This window comes from Psychroserpens luteus, assembly GCF_015319355.1.
Classification (GTDB): domain Bacteria; phylum Bacteroidota; class Bacteroidia; order Flavobacteriales; family Flavobacteriaceae; genus Psychroserpens; species Psychroserpens luteus.
Map to the genome: position 1 here is coordinate 169930 of NZ_JADILU010000002.1, position 17275 is coordinate 187204.

The following is a 17275-nucleotide window of genomic DNA, read 5'->3' on the forward strand; positions in this document are numbered from 1 at the left end:
TATATAAATGAAAACCATAGATATTAATTGTGACTTAGGTGAAGGTGTTGGGAATGAATCTGTTTTGATGCCTTTGATTTCTTCGTGTAACATCGCTTGTGGTGGGCATGCGGGAGATTTAGAAACTATGCACGACGTTGTTGTCTTAGCTAAAAACTATAATGTAAAAATTGGTGCACATCCTTCATTTCCAGATAAGAAGAACTTTGGGAGATTGGTTATGGAAATGTCTTCTATTGATTTGTTTGATGCTTTAAAATCTCAAATTGAAAGTTTGAAATCAATAGTAGAAGCGCAGCAGTTGAAATTACATCACGTGAAACCACATGGAGCTTTGTATAATTTGGCTTCAGTTGATGTTGAGATAGCGACTGTTATTGTAAATGTGATTAAAAGTATTGATGAAAACCTGATTTTATATGCGCCTTTTGGGTCTGTAATTTCAAGAATTGCTCAGCAAGAAGGTTTGAAAGTGATGTTTGAAGGTTTTGCAGATAGAAATTACAATCAAGACCTGACTTTGGTGTCGAGAATAAAGCCAAATGCTTTGATTCATGATCCAATTAAGATGTTTGATCATGTTTATAATATGATTTGCTTCGGAAAGGTAACAACTAGCAATGGAGTAGAGGTGGAGTTAAGAGCAGATACAATTTGTGTGCATGGTGATGGAGAAAACGTAGAAGAAAATTTGCAATTATTAATGCAGAAATTAGCTTCTAAAAACATAAAAATATCATAGTGTATTTATGAATTTTGAATTGATATATCGACGCTTTTCAGAACGTTCAATTTTGGTTGAATGGCCACAAGAAATTGATGAATATATTCTTAAAGATGTGTTGTTGTTTAAAAATTCGCTTTTGGATTTAGATGATAAACTAATACTTCAAATAAATACTGCATACAATTCGTTGTTAATTATTTACCAATCGACTATTGATAATGTCAATGATGAAATTTTAACACTTAAATCACATTACATAAACCGAAAGGTAGTAAAAAAACCGATAACGACATTATTCAAAATCCCTGTGTGTTATGATGAAGAATTCGGGTTGGATTTAATAGCGATTTCCGAAGAAAAGAAAATGCCAATTCCTGAAATTATCAAACGACATTCTCAGCCTGTTTACACTGTTTTTTTTATTGGATTTTTACCTGGCTTTTTATACTTAGGAGGATTGGGTGAACAACTCCATTTTCCGAGGAAAAAAAGTCCGAGACTACAAATCAAAAAAGGAGCAGTTGCAATTGGAGGGTCGCAAACAGGAATCTATCCAAATGAAAGTCCAGGAGGTTGGAATGTTATTGGAAACTCACCTGTTGAGTTATTTCTTCCGAAGAAAAAAGAACCTTGTTTTGCAAAAGCAGGAGATAAAATTCAGTTTGTACCTGTTTCAAAGACAGTATACGATTCTATAGTGCTCCAAATTAAACAGGATAAATATAGTATAGAAAGCGAGGTGATTGATGATTGAAATTTTAAAAACAGGTATGTATGACAGCATACAAGATTTTGGGAGAATGGGTTATCAAGAGTTTGGTGTCCCAATGTCTGGTGTGATGGATCGTTATTCGGCAACTTTAGCGAATTCCATTTTAGGGAATCCTAGTCACACTGCAGTTTTGGAGAGTACTATTGTTGGTCCGCATTTAAAATTTAATCATGAAACCGCTATTTGTATTTCGGGAGCAGATATGAATGCTAAACTAAACGATTTAGAATTAAGAACTAATGCTGTGTATCGAGTAAAGCAAGGAGATGTACTAAAATTAGGAAAATGTAATTATGGTTGTCGTGGATATCTAGCTGTATTAGGAGGTTTTCAAACTGAAGAACAAATAGGGAGCCTAAGTATGTATAAAGGTATTACAGCAAATTATAGACTGGTTAAGGGCGACGTTTTACCAATCTTGAAGACGAACAATTATGCTGGAAATTCATTCTCATCAATTAAAATAGATAAAAATCATTTTGAAGACTATGAGTTAGAAGTTTTTAATGGTCCAGAATTTGACAAATTAGATGATAATCAACAACAAAAATTATTTAATACAGCTTTTTCGATTTCAAAAGATAGTAATAGGATGGCTTATCAATTTAATGAGCCATTAGAAAACTCGCTTCAACCAATCATAACCTCTTTGGTGTTACCAGGGACAATACAGTTAACACCTTCGGGACAATTGATGGTACTCATGAGAGATTGTCAAACTACAGGAGGATATCCAAGGGTTTTACAGCTTACAGAAAATGCTATAAACAGGTTGTCTCAGAGGGTTTTTGGTAGTAAGATTACGTTTAAATGCAAGAAATAGTAAGAATAAACCTAGATTTTAACACAAATTCTAGATTTGTATGTAGATTTTCAATACTTTAGACGCACTATTAATTCAAAATAAACAAATTATGAAAAAATTAGTACTACTTATTTTAGGATTTATTTTAGGAGCTTTGGCTATGTATTTTTACTGCGCAAATAATAAATTAAATATAGATAATATGACAGAAACACCCACACCAAAGGGTATGATTACTCCTGACGAAATTACAGAATTAACTCAAGCCTACAACCCAAGGTACGACACCATAAGTAACACTATCTTTAAAGATGTGCCTGGAGGTGATAATAGATCATCTTGGTATTCTTTAAAAGATTTACGTGATTATTTAACTATTGCCGAGCAAAAAGCAAATGATTTAAAATATACTATGGATGGTGTGAGATTATATCTTGGAGCTCATCCACCTGTAGATAATATACCTGGTTACACTACATTATTATTTGTGCCAACTGGTACGCCTATGACATCTGAAGGGAAAATGATTAACTTAGCAGTTCAAGGTGGAGATGGAAGTCCAGATATTCCTGGTGCTCCTGGATTTGATCATGGTACTCAAGGAATGCCTCCAGGAATCAATTATCCTCAATAAGATTTATGTGGTAGACTTTTTATTAAAAAATGGACTTTTAGTAATTGATACAGTTGAAATAATGGCTGCCATTTTTGGTAGCTATTATATTTCAAAAGTTAGTAATTCTGTTTTGAAAATCTTTGTCTATTATTTATGGTTAACAGTGTTTATAGAAATTACTGGTGCATATTCATTTTTGCTTTTAAATAATTATGATTTAGAATGGTACATAAATTTAAAAAATAGTGTATTTTGCTCTAATACTTGGCTATATAATATTTACTCTTTTTTAGCCATTGGTATCATTGGTTTATTTTATTCCAATTTAATGACATCAAAAGTATTTAAAAATGGTATTAGAGTTATTTTTATAGCCTATGCAGTATTCGCATTTGCTTTTTTTACGTTTACAGATGCTTTTTTTACCAAATCGTTGCCTTACAGTTTTATATTTGGTACTGTATCCATAAGTATTTATGTCATATTTTATTTTATTGAGTTAATGAGAAGTGATGAGATACTTAGCTATTACAAATTACCTTCATTCTACATTAGTATTGCTTTATTAATTTGGTATATATGTGTAACACCTCTATTTATTTTTGATTCATATTTTTATGAAATGAATACTAAATTTGTTGAGTTTAGAGGGAAATTCCTATTGTTTATTAATATTTTTACATATCTATGTTTTGCATTCGGTTTTTGGTATTCGCTCAAGAAGAGCAAGCAATAAATGAAGAGCAAATTGCATTAATAGCTTACGTTATTTTTGCTGTCTTGTTACTTTCTATTATGGCTATCTTGTTTTTTGTAACCTTCCAAAAACGAAAAAACAAACTGCTATTAGACCAAATTAAGCAACAAAAAGCTTTTGATGAAGAAATTTCTAAATCCCAAACAGAAATTCAAGAAGAAACCTTAAAACACGTTGGTAGAGAGTTGCACGATAATGTAGGTCAATTACTCGCTTATGCCAATATGCAACTCAATGCATTAGCAGCTAAAGTGCCAAAAGACATGAAGGGTAATGTTGATGAAACCACTCAAATCGTTAAAGATAGTTTGACAGAGGTTCGAGCACTTTCAAAATCTCTAAATAGCGATGTATTATCAAATATGGGATTAGAAGCTTCTATTGAGAATGAATTACAGCGCCTAAAACGTATGGATTTTTCTGCTACAGAATTAATTGTGAAAGGAGAACGAAGAGAACTCAATGATAAAAAGCATGGAATCATCCTTTTTAGGATTTTGCAGGAATTTTTCTCTAATTCGGTGAAATATTCCGAAGCAGATGAAATAAAAGTCATTTTAGATTATCAAGCAAACCAATTGGTAATTACAGCTTCAGATGATGGGAATGGGTTTGATATGGCTTCCGCAAAAAAAGGATCTGGGCTTATAAACATGATCAGTAGAGCAGAACTTATTGGAGCCATTTTTAAGATAGAATCACAATTGAAAGAAGGCGTGAATGTTACGCTTACTTATAAGTTTATATAAAAACAATTTTAACGATTACGCTTCACAAGCCTTCCAAATAGGATCGTCAGGTAGATCTGCTAACACATCAATAACGTCTTTAGAGACAGGATGAGTAAATTGTAGTCGTCTTGCGTGTAAACTAATACTAGCGTCTTTATTGCTTCTATCAAATCCATATTTCAAATCTCCTTTTATAGGAGAACTAATATTTGATAATTGAACTCTAATTTGGTGATGTCTGCCAGTTTCTAATTCGATTTCTAAGAGAAAATAATTATCTAACGCTTTTAAAGTTTTGTAATGTAAAATGGCTTTTTTGCTCTCTGTAATTTCTTTAGGGTAAGCAGTAGACTTATTATTTTTAGGATTTTTCTTTAACCAATTAATTAAGGTGTCATTAGGTTTGTCTGGAGCATTTTTTACAATTGCCCAATACGTTTTGTTGGCTTTCTTCTCTGCAAACAGCTTATTTAGTCTTGGTAAAGCCTTGCTAGTTTTTGCAAACATAACAATACCAGTCGTAGGTCTATCTAATCTATGTACAACACCCAAATACACATTTCCTGGTTTGTTGTATTTATCTTTGATGTATTCTTTTACAACATCACTTAAAGGTTTGTCGCCAGTTTTGTCACCTTGTACAATGTCACCAGCACGTTTATTAACGATAATGATGTGATTGTCTTCGTAAATGACCTGAAGGTTAGATTTGTTGGAAAGAATTTTTTCTGCCACGAATACACTAATGTTTTTACTATTGTTTTCTAAAAACTAATATTGTTCTGAGTCATTTGGGAAATCTTCAGCCTTCACATCATCAACATATTGACCAATAGCTTTTGTCATATCCTCATATAAATTCATATAACGACGTAAAAAACGCGGATTGAATTCATGCGTCATCCCAATCATATCATGGAGAACCAATACTTGCCCATCAACACCACCTCCAGCACCAATTCCAATGACAGGTATTGAAACACTTTTAGCAACTTCCTCAGCCAATTTTGCAGGAATTTTTTCTAATACTATCCCAAAACAACCTGCTTTTTCAAGCATTAAAGCGTCTTCTTTGAGTTGTTGAGCCTCTTGCTCTTCTTTAGCACGAACAGTATAAGTACCAAATTTATAAATAGATTGAGGAGTTAACCCTAAGTGACCCATAACAGGAATTCCAGCATTAAGAATTCGTTTTATAGACTCTTTAACTTCTTTACCACCTTCCATTTTCACTGCATGACCTCCAGATTCTTTCATGATTCTAATGGCAGATCTTAACGCTTCTTTGGGATCACTTTGGTAGCTTCCAAAAGGTAAGTCAACAACGACTAAAGCTCTATCAATTGCTCTAACTACAGATGATGCATGATAAATCATTTGGTCTAAAGTAATAGGTAAGGTCGTTTCATGACCAGCCATAACATTACTTGCAGAATCTCCAACTAAAATCACATCAATACCAGCACCATCAACAATTTTTGCCATGGTATAATCATACGCAGTAAGCATTGATATTTTCTCACCTTTAGATTTCATATCTATTAAGGTTTTTACTGTAATTCTTTTATATTCTTTTTTTGCTACTGACATGTGGTGTTATTTAGTTATTCGTAAAAATACAGAGATTTCTTAAAATATATTTATTCTGAAGCTCAAAAACTATTAAATTTATAATTCTTAGGAAATTTTAAAACGTGAAAAAGTATCTCTTTTGTATTGGACTGTTGATTATCAGTTTGTTTGGGTGGTTGAGCATGTCGAAACCCCAAACTTCAGAAACAGATAATGTCAAAGCTACTATAGAACATTTTTTTGAAGGTTTTCATAAACAAGACAGTACGGTGGTTTTAAAGACGGTTCATTCAGATATTAAAATGCAATCTATCGGAAAAAATAAAAAAGGTCAAACGGTTTTAACTCACGGTAATTTTGAAGATTTCCTTAATTCTATTGTTTCAATTCCGAAGGAAAAAACATTTAAAGAAGAACTTTTAAGCTATAATATTCAAATTGATGGCGATATGGCACATGTTTGGACGCCTTATAAATTCTATTTCGACGGAAATTTTAGTCATTGTGGAGTTAATTCGTTTCAATTGTTCAAGGATAATGAACAATGGAAAATCATTTATCTAATTGATACGCGACGACAAGATTGCAAAGAATAAAAAATTTTTAATTCTCCTTCTTTTTTCAAGGAGGAGTGAATTCGTTCTCAGTAAAGAGAACGAAGAAGAGGTGGTTTAGGGTTTGTTAATCTGATTGATTTCTTAACGGAAATCAAATCCATCTTCTCTTAAAAAAAAGAAGGATTATTTTTCACTACCTATTTCAAAAAGTTGATTTATTTTTAGTTTGTGTTTACTGAGCACGTAAAAATTTAGCAATCACTCAAATTCACACCAACAGCCAAGCCACCTTCACTAGTTTCTTTATATTTTGTATTCATGTCTTTAGCAGTTTCCCACATTGTTTGTACTACTTTATCAAAAGGCACTTTTACATTTTTAGGATCTATATCTAAAGCGAGTTCGCAAGCATTGATTGCTTTTATTGCTCCCATGGCATTACGTTCTATACATGGGATTTGTACCAATCCACCAATGGGATCACAGGTCATGCCTAAATGATGTTCCATTGCAATTTCAGCAGCAACTAAAACTTGTTCTGGAGTTCCTCCAGAGAGTTCACAAAGCGCACCTGCTGCCATGGCAGATGACACTCCAATTTCAGCCTGACATCCACCCATTGCAGCACTAATGGTCGCTCCTTTTTTAAAGAGACTGCCAATTTCTCCTGCAACTAATAAAAAGCGTTTTATATCTTCAAAATTAGCATCGTGATTTTCTATAACTAAATAATACATCAATACAGATGGTATCACACCAGCACTTCCATTGGTAGGTGCAGTGACAACGCGACCAAGTGACGCATTAACTTCATTAACAGCCAATGCAAAACAACTTACCCATTTTAGGATTTGTCTAAACTTAACTTCAGTACCTCTAATAGCATAGAGCCATTCTACAGGATTTGTATAAGGAACTTCTCCTTTAAGTTTTTGGTGCATGTCATAAGCACGACGTCTTACATTTAATCCGCCAGGAAGATTTCCTTCAGTATGACAACCAACATACATACATTCTAACATGGTGTCCCAAATGCGCTGAATTTCAGAATCTATAGTTTCTATAGGACGTATAGATTTTTCATTTTCTAAAACCACGCCAGAAATAGGTAATTTTAATTGCTCACAATATTTTAATAATTGTACTCCACTTTCAACTGGATAAGGAAACGTACAATAAAATGTGATTTTATTTTTCTTAGAGATTTTTCGTTCTTCTTGTACAACAAATCCACCACCAATAGAGTAGTAGGTTGATTTGTAGCGCCTACCATTAATAAGTGCCGAAAAGATCATTCCGTTAGAATGAAACGGTAGAAATTTTCTATTAAAAACAATATCTGCTTTAATATCAAATTCAATTGGTCTCTCGTTATTAAATAAAAGAGTATTAGTGTTTTTTACAGAAGTAACAATGATATCAATAGATTCTACTGGGATATATTCAGGGTCAGCTCCACTTAAACCAAGTATTACCGCATAATCTGTGGCATGACCTTTTCCAGTTAAAGATAATGAACCAAAGAGATCAACAGTAATTTTTTCAACTTTATCAAACTTTTTAGTTGCTTTGAGTTCTTCAATCCAGCGTTCGGCAGCTCGCCAAGGTCCCAATGTATGAGAACTTGATGGGCCAACACCAATTTTGAGCATGTCAAATACAGAAATACACTCCATTTACGAAACCGTTTTAGTGGGTCAAATATATCAAATGTTACCTGTAATGTTTCAATTTTTTTGAAAATAAAAAAAGCACTTTCATTTTACTGAAAGTGCTTTGGTTGATACTTAATTTAGGGATTACTTAATAATGATAATTTTTTTTGTTTCTCCTGTATTAGCTCTTATGAAATATGTACCAGAATTAATATCTGGTATTTTAAAAGAAATGGTTTGAGTTTGAGTTGTAATTTCTCGTCCTTGAATATCAAATAAGGTAGCATCAATTAGTTTGTTAAAAAAAACGGTTTGATTTGCTTTACTTGGGTTAGGGTATATTTTTAAACCATTATTTATTAGTGAAAACTCATCAATATTTAGTGTTACTTCGTCTAAAGAATACACACTTACAGTTGAGCTTACTTCATTAGAAAGCACTATTAATGCTGTGTCAGTTGGGCTATCTTCTGGAGAAATATAAAGAATCCCTTCTGGACCTAAATCGCCACCTTCGTCATCTCCTAAATCTCTATTGTTTACATAGTTTTCAAAAACAGGGTTTGAAGGGTTGGTAACATTATAAGTCATAAATCCACCAACTCGCTCTAAAGTGATAAAAGCATAAAATTCTCCATCTATTTCTGCAACAGTGACACCTTCTGGTTCAGGACCTTTATTATCACTACGGTTTTTAAATGAATTGTTGCTATTGCTTGCGTTAAATAATGCACCATAAACAGGATCTGCAGCAGTGATGCGTTCAAAATCGTCACCACTGTCAAACATTAAAGAACTTGTTGTGGTATTCCAAATACTAAAAGAACGTGTCCCAAATACATGAATTTCATCAAAATCACCATCGTTATCTGTGTCTCCTGTAGCATTTGTGATTGAAAGAGCACCAAGATTTGCGTCTAACGCTAATTGATCTTGATTATTAAATATTGAAGGGTCTAACGTAATATTTCCTATAGATACCTCTTCTTCGAAAGCATCATATTCTCTTGCGTCACCCTCATTTGCAGTGACTAGATACGTGATGTCTCCAATTTTATAAGAAGCAATCGCATCTGGCATATACATGCCTTTTATTGGCCAATTTGCCATGAAAATAAAATCTGTATCGTTAGAGGTGTCTAAAGTGTTTCCTGGTAAGCTATGATCTTTTAAACCCAATGGAAAAATATCTGTAATTGTATTTGTCGTTAAATCAATAACACCAATAGCATTATTCTCTTGTAAAGAGACCCAAGCAGTTTGTGAATCATCAGAAAACGTAATATATTCTGGTTCCAAGTCTTGAGAAACAGATGATCCAGGTCCAAAAATTCTAACATTTTCAGCTCGTAAATTTTCAAGATCTACATCAAAATTGTTAAAGTTGATACTAATAGCATTTGATTGAGTAATATTTCCTAATCCGCCAGTAACATCAATAACTGTAATAGTACCTTCAGGGTCTATCGTATAATCACTGTTTGGTTGACCTTCATTAGCCACCAAGACTTTTGTGCCATCTGGAGAAAAAGTGACCATGTCTGGCAAATTTCCGACGGTAATGGTAGAGATATTAGTTCCATTTGTATCCATAAAAAGAACGAGGCCATCTGCTGTAGGTCCATTTGAAACTGCAGCAACAACTAAACCATTATGAGTAGCAACACTTGTTGGTCCTTCTGTGCCATAAGAGGATAAATCAATTGAAGTTATGGTGTTGATCGCATTTAAATCTGAAAAATCTAAAATTTCAACCTTAGCACCTATAGAATTTAATACAAATAAACGTTCGGTTGCTGGATCAAAAGCCGAAATTTCGGCAGAACTAGATCCATCTATTAAATAGCTTGTTTGAAAATTTATACCTAATAAATTGTTTGCCGAAGGAACATTGACATCATCATCAAGAATGTAAACACCTGTAACATCATTATTTCCTAACGTTGCATTTGTAGGATTAGATAATTGTAAAAGAAATAACTCATCAGCCTCTTCAGTTGTGTCATTTAAAATAACAATATCTAAAGTAATTGGAGTAGTGCTATTAGCTGGAATTGTAACGGTTTGGTTAGTGAAAACAAAGTCTGTAGTTAATGTCGCTGTTTGTAATTCTGTTATCACAGCTACATCAACCGTGATGTCATTTGTAGATACTGAAGTTGCTTCAATTATGACAGAAATGGTAATATCGTTTTCATAAACATTATAAAATGCTTCACTAAAAGTTATTTGTGGGACCACATTTGTATTTGGTATAAAAACTCCTGGTGAAGCCAAAACATCAAAACCGTTATCTTGACCAACCAAATTTATAGCTGGTGCCCAATTGGTACCATCATTGAAATCGTTTGACGGATTTTGTAATTCTAAAGAAGGACCATCACCATCTGCAGATGTTGGCCAAGGTGCATCATCAATATATTCCATTTGGAAAATGATGGTTTGTTCAGAATTTAAAATTTGTAATTCTTCACCACCATTTCCTAAAGCATTAGAAATACCTTGAGGCATATCTAAAAATGTAACTCCGTAAAATGTATCTGCAGTTGTTTTATCGGTTGCTAATAATACTATTTCTCCAGATGCTAAGGTTTGCTGCGGAAATGTAAAAACAAAATTAGCTTCGTCTTTAACCTGTATACCACCTAAATTAATAGCAGAGATAGAATTATTGTAGATTTCTAAAAACTCAAGAGCATCGTTATCTGATGCAGTATTATACATGATTTCAGTAATAATCAATCCTGAAGTTAAGTTGTTAAAAAACAAATCTTCACTTTCAAATGGCAGATTTTGAACGTTTGTAGATAAGTCTTCAATTGAGTTTACAATAAGATTGTAAGCAGTTCCGGTTGAGAACCCAGAATGTGTCACAGTAGCAGTTTGATTACTATTATCATAAGATATAGAAATAATTGTAATATCATTATTAATGGTATAGTTTGTCATGTTTTCTGCAGAAGCTGTAGTTACTTCTTCAGAAAATATAACACTTATTATAGTAGCACTAGTAACTAAAGCATTACTAACTGATGGTGTTGTGTTATCTGTTGTTGATAATATAAAAGGTGTTGTGTCAAATGGTAAAACAGAAGCGCTTTGGTCTCCACTTGCATCATCTAAGAAATAATTAGCCATGTCATTTAAGGCAGCTAAATATCCATTGGCTTGTAAGCCAGTCCTTGCTCCAGTGTATTGAGCAACGTCTGTTCCACTTGGGTAAGTTATAGCTGTCATACCCTCTATAAGGTTTGTACCTTCTAAACTACCATATCCAGAACCAGAGTTTGCCACTGCAGCTATAAATGTTGATGGTACTCTAGGTTGGTTTACATCATCAACTAAAAATACAAAAATAGCTTCAGCACTTCCAGAAATCCCACCAGGTTCTCCAGTTATCGTTCCTACAGATACTGTTGGAACCGCAGCACTAATAGTGTTAAATGTAATCACTGTTCCCGCAACAATACTAGAATTTCCAGAATTCCACGAGAAATCATTCTCATCATCTCCAAATGCAGATCCATCCCATTCAGAATCTGTAAAATAAAGTGTGGTATTTGCAGGTATATCTACAAATGTTACCATTGCAAAATCATCATCTGCATCTGCATTGAATGCAATAACCGCCATGTCTCCTGTACTTAGTTGGGCATGTGTTAGATTGGCAATTAAAATAATAGAAATAAGTAAAAGTTTTTTCATAATGATAGTTGGTTTAATTTTGGTGAAGGTATCAACCTAACGTTTTAAGAAAACTATCTAAATATTAAGAAACTATAACTAAATGAAATCAGTAATCAATGAATTGGCCATTGATGTTATCAAATACATGAATCTATTAAACTTTAGCTAACAATTAATTAACTAATTATATTGTGATTTTTTTTTTATACTATATAAGGACTTTAGAGATAAGAGTAAAAAAAAGTCTGAAAACAATGAAGCTTTCAGACTTTTAAAATTTTAAAATCTAAATTATCTCAAATTAAATGATTCTATAGTATTGGCTTGCATTACCAAATCAAGATTAGATGTGTCTAAACCGTCAACATTATCTGCAGGAACAACGACAACTCTAAATACTTGATTTTGTGTCCATTCTTGTCCAAGTAGATTGAAGTTTGTTGTGCCATCTAAAAAGAAACGCACATCTGTTTGTGTGAAATCATAATTATATGTCAAATTTCCATCTATAAATTCTACAGTTTGTGGCAATAATCTCCATATGTCTTGTCCGTTTTGTGTGTCCCAAAGAATATATACTAAGGTGACGTCAGATGGATAAACTTGAAAACCATAAGCTTCAATAAATTCATAATTATTAGTTTGTGTAAAATCTACTGAGATTTCAAAGGCACTTGAAACAATAAGTCCACCATCAAATCCTGGAGGTCCTTGCTCTCCTTCACAAGCTGTAAATAAGAATGTTGAAATAAACAATAAGGCTAAGATCTTTTTCATAATATATGTTTTGAGTTATATGTAAAGGTACAAATAGTAATGAATCATATATAGGTTATAAAAGCATTTTATTACTAATAAATGACATCATGTCATACTTTTTGTAATGGCATAATCATTGACATATAGATTACGAAGTTAAAATGAACATAACATTTCCGAAGCAAAAAGGAAATACTTAAAACAAATATAATTATGAGTAAGATTATTGGAATCGATTTAGGAACTACCAACTCTTGCGTTTCTGTAATGGAAGGTAACGAGCCAGTAGTTATCCCTAATGCAGAGGGTAAAAGAACAACACCATCAGTTATCGCCTTTGTAGAAGGTGGAGAAATTAAAGTTGGAGATCCTGCTAAAAGACAAGCAGTAACAAACCCAACAAAAACTGTTTATTCAATTAAACGTTTTATGGGTAACAAGTATTCTGAATCTAAAAAAGAAGCAGAACGTGTACCATATAAAGTGGTAAAAGGTGACAATGACACACCAAGAGTAGATATTGATGGTCGTTTATATACGCCTCAAGAATTGTCAGCAATGATTCTTCAAAAAATGAAGAAAACTGCTGAAGATTATTTAGGTCAAGATGTAACTGAAGCAGTAATTACTGTACCAGCTTACTTTAATGATTCTCAACGTCAAGCTACTAAAGAAGCAGGAGAGATTGCAGGTTTAAAAGTTCGTAGAATTATCAACGAACCAACTGCAGCAGCTTTAGCTTATGGAATGGACAAAAAAGGTATCGATCAAAAAATCGTAGTTTTCGATTTTGGTGGAGGAACACATGATGTATCTATCCTTGAATTAGGAGATGGTGTATTTGAAGTATTATCTACAGATGGTGATACACACTTAGGTGGTGATGATGTTGATCAAAAAATAATCAACTGGTTAGCAGATGAGTTTAATACAGAGGAGTCTATTGACTTACGTAAAGACCCTATGGCTTTACAACGTTTAAAAGAAGCGTCTGAAAAAGCGAAGATTGAATTATCATCTTCTGAACAAACAGAAATTAATTTACCATACGTTACAGCTACTGCATCAGGACCAAAACACTTGGTACGTACATTAACACGTTCTAAATTTGAGCAGTTAATTGACGATTTAGTCAAACGTACGATTGAGCCATGTGCATCTGCTTTAAAAGCTGCAGGATTATCAAAAAGTGATATTGACCAAGTAATTTTGGTAGGTGGATCTACACGTATTCCAGTTGTACAAGCTGAAGTAGAGAAGTTCTTCGGAAAAGCGCCAAGTAAAGGAGTTAATCCAGATGAGGTTGTATCATTAGGAGCAGCAATTCAAGGTGGTGTATTATCAGGAGATGTAAAAGATGTATTATTATTAGATGTTACTCCATTATCTCTAGGTATTGAAACTATGGGTAACGTAATGACGAAGTTGATTGAAGCAAATACTACGATTCCTACTAAGAAATCACAAGTATTCTCAACAGCAGCAGATAATCAGCCATCGGTAGAAATCCATGTATTACAAGGAGAACGTCCAATGGCAGCAGATAACAAAACAATAGGTCGTTTCCATTTAGATGGTATTCCACCATCACAAAGAGGAACACCTCAAATTGAAGTGACTTTTGATATTGATGCCAATGGTATCATCAAAGTTTCTGCTACAGATAAAGCAACAAATAAAACTCAAGATATTCGTATCGAAGCATCTTCTGGTTTAACAGAAGAAGAAATTGCTAAAATGAAGCAAGATGCAGAAGAAAATGCAGATGCAGATGCTAAAGCAGTAGAAAGTGCTAAGAAATTGAATGAAGCAGATGCTATGATTTTCCAAACAGAAAATCAGTTGAAAGAATTTGGTGAAAAATTATCAGAAGATAAGAAACAACCAATTGAAGAAGCACTTGAAGAGTTGAAGAAAGCTTACGAAACTAAAGATATCGCTTTAATAGAGCCTGCTTTAGAAAAAATAAACGAAGCTTGGAAAGTAGCTAGTGAAGAAATGTACAAAGCACAAGCAGATGCTCAAGGTGGAGCAGAAGCACCAGGACCAGATGCAAGCCAAAATGGTGAAGCAGAAGGAAGTGATGTGGAAGATGTAGATTTTGAAGAAGTAAAATAAAATTGTCATTCCTGCGAAGGCAGGAATCTCAAAAACATACTTATTTTAACATTTGAAAAAACGCAATCAGAAATGGTTGCGTTTTTTTATACATAAAGCTGAAGTTATATTTAAAACCCGTTAATTTGCATTTATGACATTTTCCTCATCAATAGAAAGCACATTTAAGCCCAAACGTTTAGCCATAAAACTCACTGCAAAAGGAGAAAACTACGTACAACAAGGTCATCCTTGGGTGTTTTCAGATAGTATTGTGAAAATCAATGCAGATGCAAAAACAGGTGATTTAGCAATTATCTTCGGAAAGCGAAAAAACGGAATGATTGGCATTGGATTATACGATGCAGATTCGCCAATTAGAATTAAAGTAATTTACAGTGACGGTAAACCTACTCAAATAGATGACGCCTTTTTTCTTCGGAAAATTGAAAATGCATACCAAAAACGTCTTCCATTACTAAAAACAGAAACGACAAGTTATCGATTGATTTTTGGTGAGAATGACGAATTCCCTTCATTAATTGCAGATGTTTACGATTCTGTTATGGTAGTAAAACTCTATTCTGAAATCTGGTTACCTTACATTAAAACTATTTTGGAAAGTTTAGTAAAAACTTCAGGTTGTGAGACCGTTGTGATGCGTCTAAGTCGAGGATTACAGCAATCTAGTTCTCACAATTTAAAAGATGGTGAAATTGTTTATGGAACCTTAGAAAATGAGACTGTAGAATTTGTTGAACATGGTGTTAATTTTTCGGCAAATGTGATTAAAGGTCATAAAACAGGCTACTTCTTAGATCATAGAGACAATAGAAGACAAGTTGGTTTGTTGAGTAAAAACAAAACGGTGTTGGATGTGTTCTCTTATGCTGGCGGATTTTCAGTACACGCCTTAGCGAATGGAGCTAAAGAAGTGACTAGTTTAGATATTAGTTCACAAGCATTGGAAATTGCAGTTCAAAATGGTAAATTGAATGACTATCCAGGAAAGCATTTTACTTTAGCTGGTGATGCGTTTAAAATCTTGGAGCAGCTCATTTCAGAAAAAAAGAAATTTGATGTGGTTGTTATTGATCCGCCAAGTTTTGCAAAACAACAATCTGAAATTCTGCTCGCTAAAAAGAAATATGCTCAGTTGGCTAGACTAGGAGAGAAGCTTACAGCCAGAGAAGGCTTATTGGTTTTAGCATCATGCTCATCTAGAGTCACTGCTACAGCTTTTTATGATATTAATGAACAGACCATAAAATCTACAAAACGTTCATTTTCCGTAGCACAAAAAACGCAACACGATATCGATCATCCTATTGGTTTTGAAGAAGGTGCCTATTTAAAATGTGGTTATTATAGATTTCAAGATTAGCAAACTGTTATGCGTGCATAATATTTATTATATTTGTTCTTATTCAACGAAACCTTTTCAATGCTGAATTCAAAATAATGTAATATTTATGGAAACGAAACTCACCAAACTTCTTAATATAAAATACCCAATTATACAAGCACCAATGTTTTTAGTGTCTAACGTTGCTATGGTAACTGAAGCTATGAAAAGTGGAATTGCAGGTTGTATTCCAGCACTTAATTATAGGACTCTGGATGAATTAAGAGTTGCATTACGCGAGTTGAAAGCAAATAAAGTAGAAGGAGGATCTTTTGGGTTTAATCTTATTGTCAACAAATCTAACATTAAATATAAAAGTCAGCTAGAGGTTATTTGTGAGGAAGGTTGTGATTTTATAATTACATCTTTAGGAAGTCCAGAGGAAACGATTAACCAGGCACATGCTGTTGGTATTAAAGTGTTTTGTGATGTCACCGATTTACGTTTTGCTAAAAAAGTAGAACAATTGGGAGCAGATGCTGCAATTGCTGTAAATAATGAAGCAGGTGGTCATAGAGGAAATCTTACACCAGAGGAATTAACAAATCAATTAAGTAAAGCGTTAACTATACCTGTGATTTCTGCAGGAGGTGTTGGTTGTAAAGCTGATATTGATAAAATGTTGAGCTATGGTGCAGAAGGTGTTAGTGTTGGGAGTCCGTTTATTGCATCAATTGAAGCAGGCGTGACAGACGAATACAAACAGGCTTGTGTTGATTATGGTGAAAAAGATATTATTATGACAGAGCGTATTTCTGGAACACCATGTACAGTAATTAATACACCTTATGTTCAAAAAATTGGAACAAAAGCGACATGGTTAGAAACCATGCTTAATAAAAGTAAGAAACTTAAAAAGTGGGTAAAAATGGTGCGTTTTTCAATAGGAATGAAAGCGACTGAAAATGCTGCTAAAAAAGCGACTTATAAAACAGTTTGGGTTGCTGGTCCAAGTATTGAGCACACTAAAGAAATACTTCCTGTTAAAGATATTGTTGCTAATTTGGTATCCTGATTATAGTTACTATTGGAAGCTATGATTTAGATTGAGGTGAGATGATAGATTTTGAATATTATTTTTCTGTCAACTATCTGGTATAATTTATTTGGAAATTGAATTCGGTTAATTAAAATT

The 17275-nt window shown here is 33.4% G+C and carries 15 protein-coding genes; 10 read left to right on the forward strand and 5 right to left on the reverse strand.

Annotated elements, in window-relative coordinates; translation table 11 throughout:
- Window positions 1–7: 7 nt before the first annotated feature.
- From pxpA to IM744_RS04430, 6 genes are all read left to right on the forward strand, one after another.
- Window positions 8–742 (forward strand): 5-oxoprolinase subunit PxpA, encoded by a 735-nt coding sequence (gene pxpA / locus IM744_RS04405; RefSeq protein WP_194506891.1) that lies wholly within the window; start codon window positions 8–10, stop codon window positions 740–742.
- Between the two features lie 7 nt (window positions 743–749).
- Window positions 750–1481, forward strand: coding sequence for a 5-oxoprolinase subunit PxpB (gene pxpB / locus IM744_RS04410; RefSeq protein WP_194506892.1), 732 nt, complete (start codon window positions 750–752; stop codon window positions 1479–1481).
- Window positions 1474–2322 carry a 5-oxoprolinase subunit C family protein gene (locus IM744_RS04415; protein WP_194506893.1) on the forward strand — a complete coding sequence of 283 codons (849 nt, stop codon included), beginning with the start codon at window positions 1474–1476 and terminating at the stop codon, window positions 2320–2322. Before pxpB ends, IM744_RS04415 begins: the two co-directional genes overlap by 8 nt.
- A gap of 91 nt (window positions 2323–2413) precedes the next feature.
- Complete coding sequence (locus tag IM744_RS04420) at window positions 2414–2938, forward strand: hypothetical protein (protein WP_194506894.1); 525 nt, start codon at window positions 2414–2416, stop codon at window positions 2936–2938.
- A 7-nt stretch (window positions 2939–2945) separates the two neighbouring features.
- On the forward strand, window positions 2946–3656 hold the full coding sequence (locus IM744_RS04425; RefSeq protein WP_194506895.1) for a hypothetical protein: 711 nt from the start codon (window positions 2946–2948) through the stop codon (window positions 3654–3656).
- A complete protein-coding gene (locus tag IM744_RS04430; protein WP_194506896.1) occupies window positions 3608–4426 on the forward strand; it encodes a sensor histidine kinase in 819 nt (272 codons plus the stop codon). The genes IM744_RS04425 and IM744_RS04430 overlap by 49 nt, the downstream gene beginning before the upstream one ends.
- A 15-nt stretch (window positions 4427–4441) precedes the next feature.
- Here IM744_RS04430 and IM744_RS04435 read toward each other — a convergent pair whose 3' ends face one another.
- Together IM744_RS04435 and panB are read right to left on the reverse strand one after the other, a co-directional pair.
- The gene (locus IM744_RS04435; RefSeq protein ID WP_317175383.1) at window positions 4442–5143 is read right to left on the reverse strand and encodes an RluA family pseudouridine synthase; all 702 of its coding nucleotides are present in this window, start codon (window positions 5141–5143) and stop codon (window positions 4442–4444) included.
- 36 nt (window positions 5144–5179) lie between these two features.
- Window positions 5180–5998 carry a 3-methyl-2-oxobutanoate hydroxymethyltransferase gene (gene panB / locus IM744_RS04440; protein ID WP_194506897.1) on the reverse strand — a complete coding sequence of 273 codons (819 nt, stop codon included), beginning with the start codon at window positions 5996–5998 and terminating at the stop codon, window positions 5180–5182.
- A 164-nt stretch (window positions 5999–6162) separates the two neighbouring features.
- On the opposite strand from panB, the gene IM744_RS04445 reads away from it, so the two are divergent.
- Entirely contained in the window at window positions 6163–6576 is a 414-nt protein-coding gene (locus tag IM744_RS04445) for a nuclear transport factor 2 family protein (RefSeq protein WP_194506898.1), read from the forward strand.
- 212 nt (window positions 6577–6788) lie between these two features.
- Here IM744_RS04445 and IM744_RS04450 read toward each other — a convergent pair whose 3' ends face one another.
- From IM744_RS04450 to IM744_RS04460, 3 genes are all read right to left on the reverse strand, one after another.
- Entirely contained in the window at window positions 6789–8213 is a 1425-nt protein-coding gene (locus IM744_RS04450; RefSeq protein ID WP_194506899.1) for an L-serine ammonia-lyase, read from the reverse strand.
- A gap of 123 nt (window positions 8214–8336) precedes the next feature.
- A complete protein-coding gene (locus tag IM744_RS04455) occupies window positions 8337–11897 on the reverse strand; it encodes a choice-of-anchor I family protein (protein ID WP_194506900.1) in 3561 nt (1186 codons plus the stop codon).
- Window positions 11898–12170: 273 nt separating this feature from the next.
- Window positions 12171–12656, reverse strand: coding sequence for a hypothetical protein (locus tag IM744_RS04460; protein WP_194506901.1), 486 nt, complete (start codon window positions 12654–12656; stop codon window positions 12171–12173).
- A 195-nt stretch (window positions 12657–12851) separates the two neighbouring features.
- On the opposite strand from IM744_RS04460, the gene dnaK reads away from it, so the two are divergent.
- The 3 genes from dnaK to IM744_RS04475 all read left to right on the forward strand — a co-directional run bounded on the left by dnaK (window position 12852) and on the right by IM744_RS04475 (window position 17155).
- Window positions 12852–14756 (forward strand): molecular chaperone DnaK, encoded by a 1905-nt coding sequence (gene dnaK / locus IM744_RS04465; protein WP_194506902.1) that lies wholly within the window; start codon window positions 12852–12854, stop codon window positions 14754–14756.
- Window positions 14757–14889: 133 nt separating this feature from the next.
- Window positions 14890–16119, forward strand: a complete 1230-nt coding sequence (locus IM744_RS04470; protein ID WP_194506903.1) for a class I SAM-dependent rRNA methyltransferase — start codon at window positions 14890–14892, stop codon at window positions 16117–16119.
- 88 nt (window positions 16120–16207) lie between these two features.
- Window positions 16208–17155, forward strand: a complete 948-nt coding sequence (locus IM744_RS04475; RefSeq protein ID WP_194506904.1) for an NAD(P)H-dependent flavin oxidoreductase — start codon at window positions 16208–16210, stop codon at window positions 17153–17155.
- Window positions 17156–17275 lie beyond the last annotated feature (120 nt).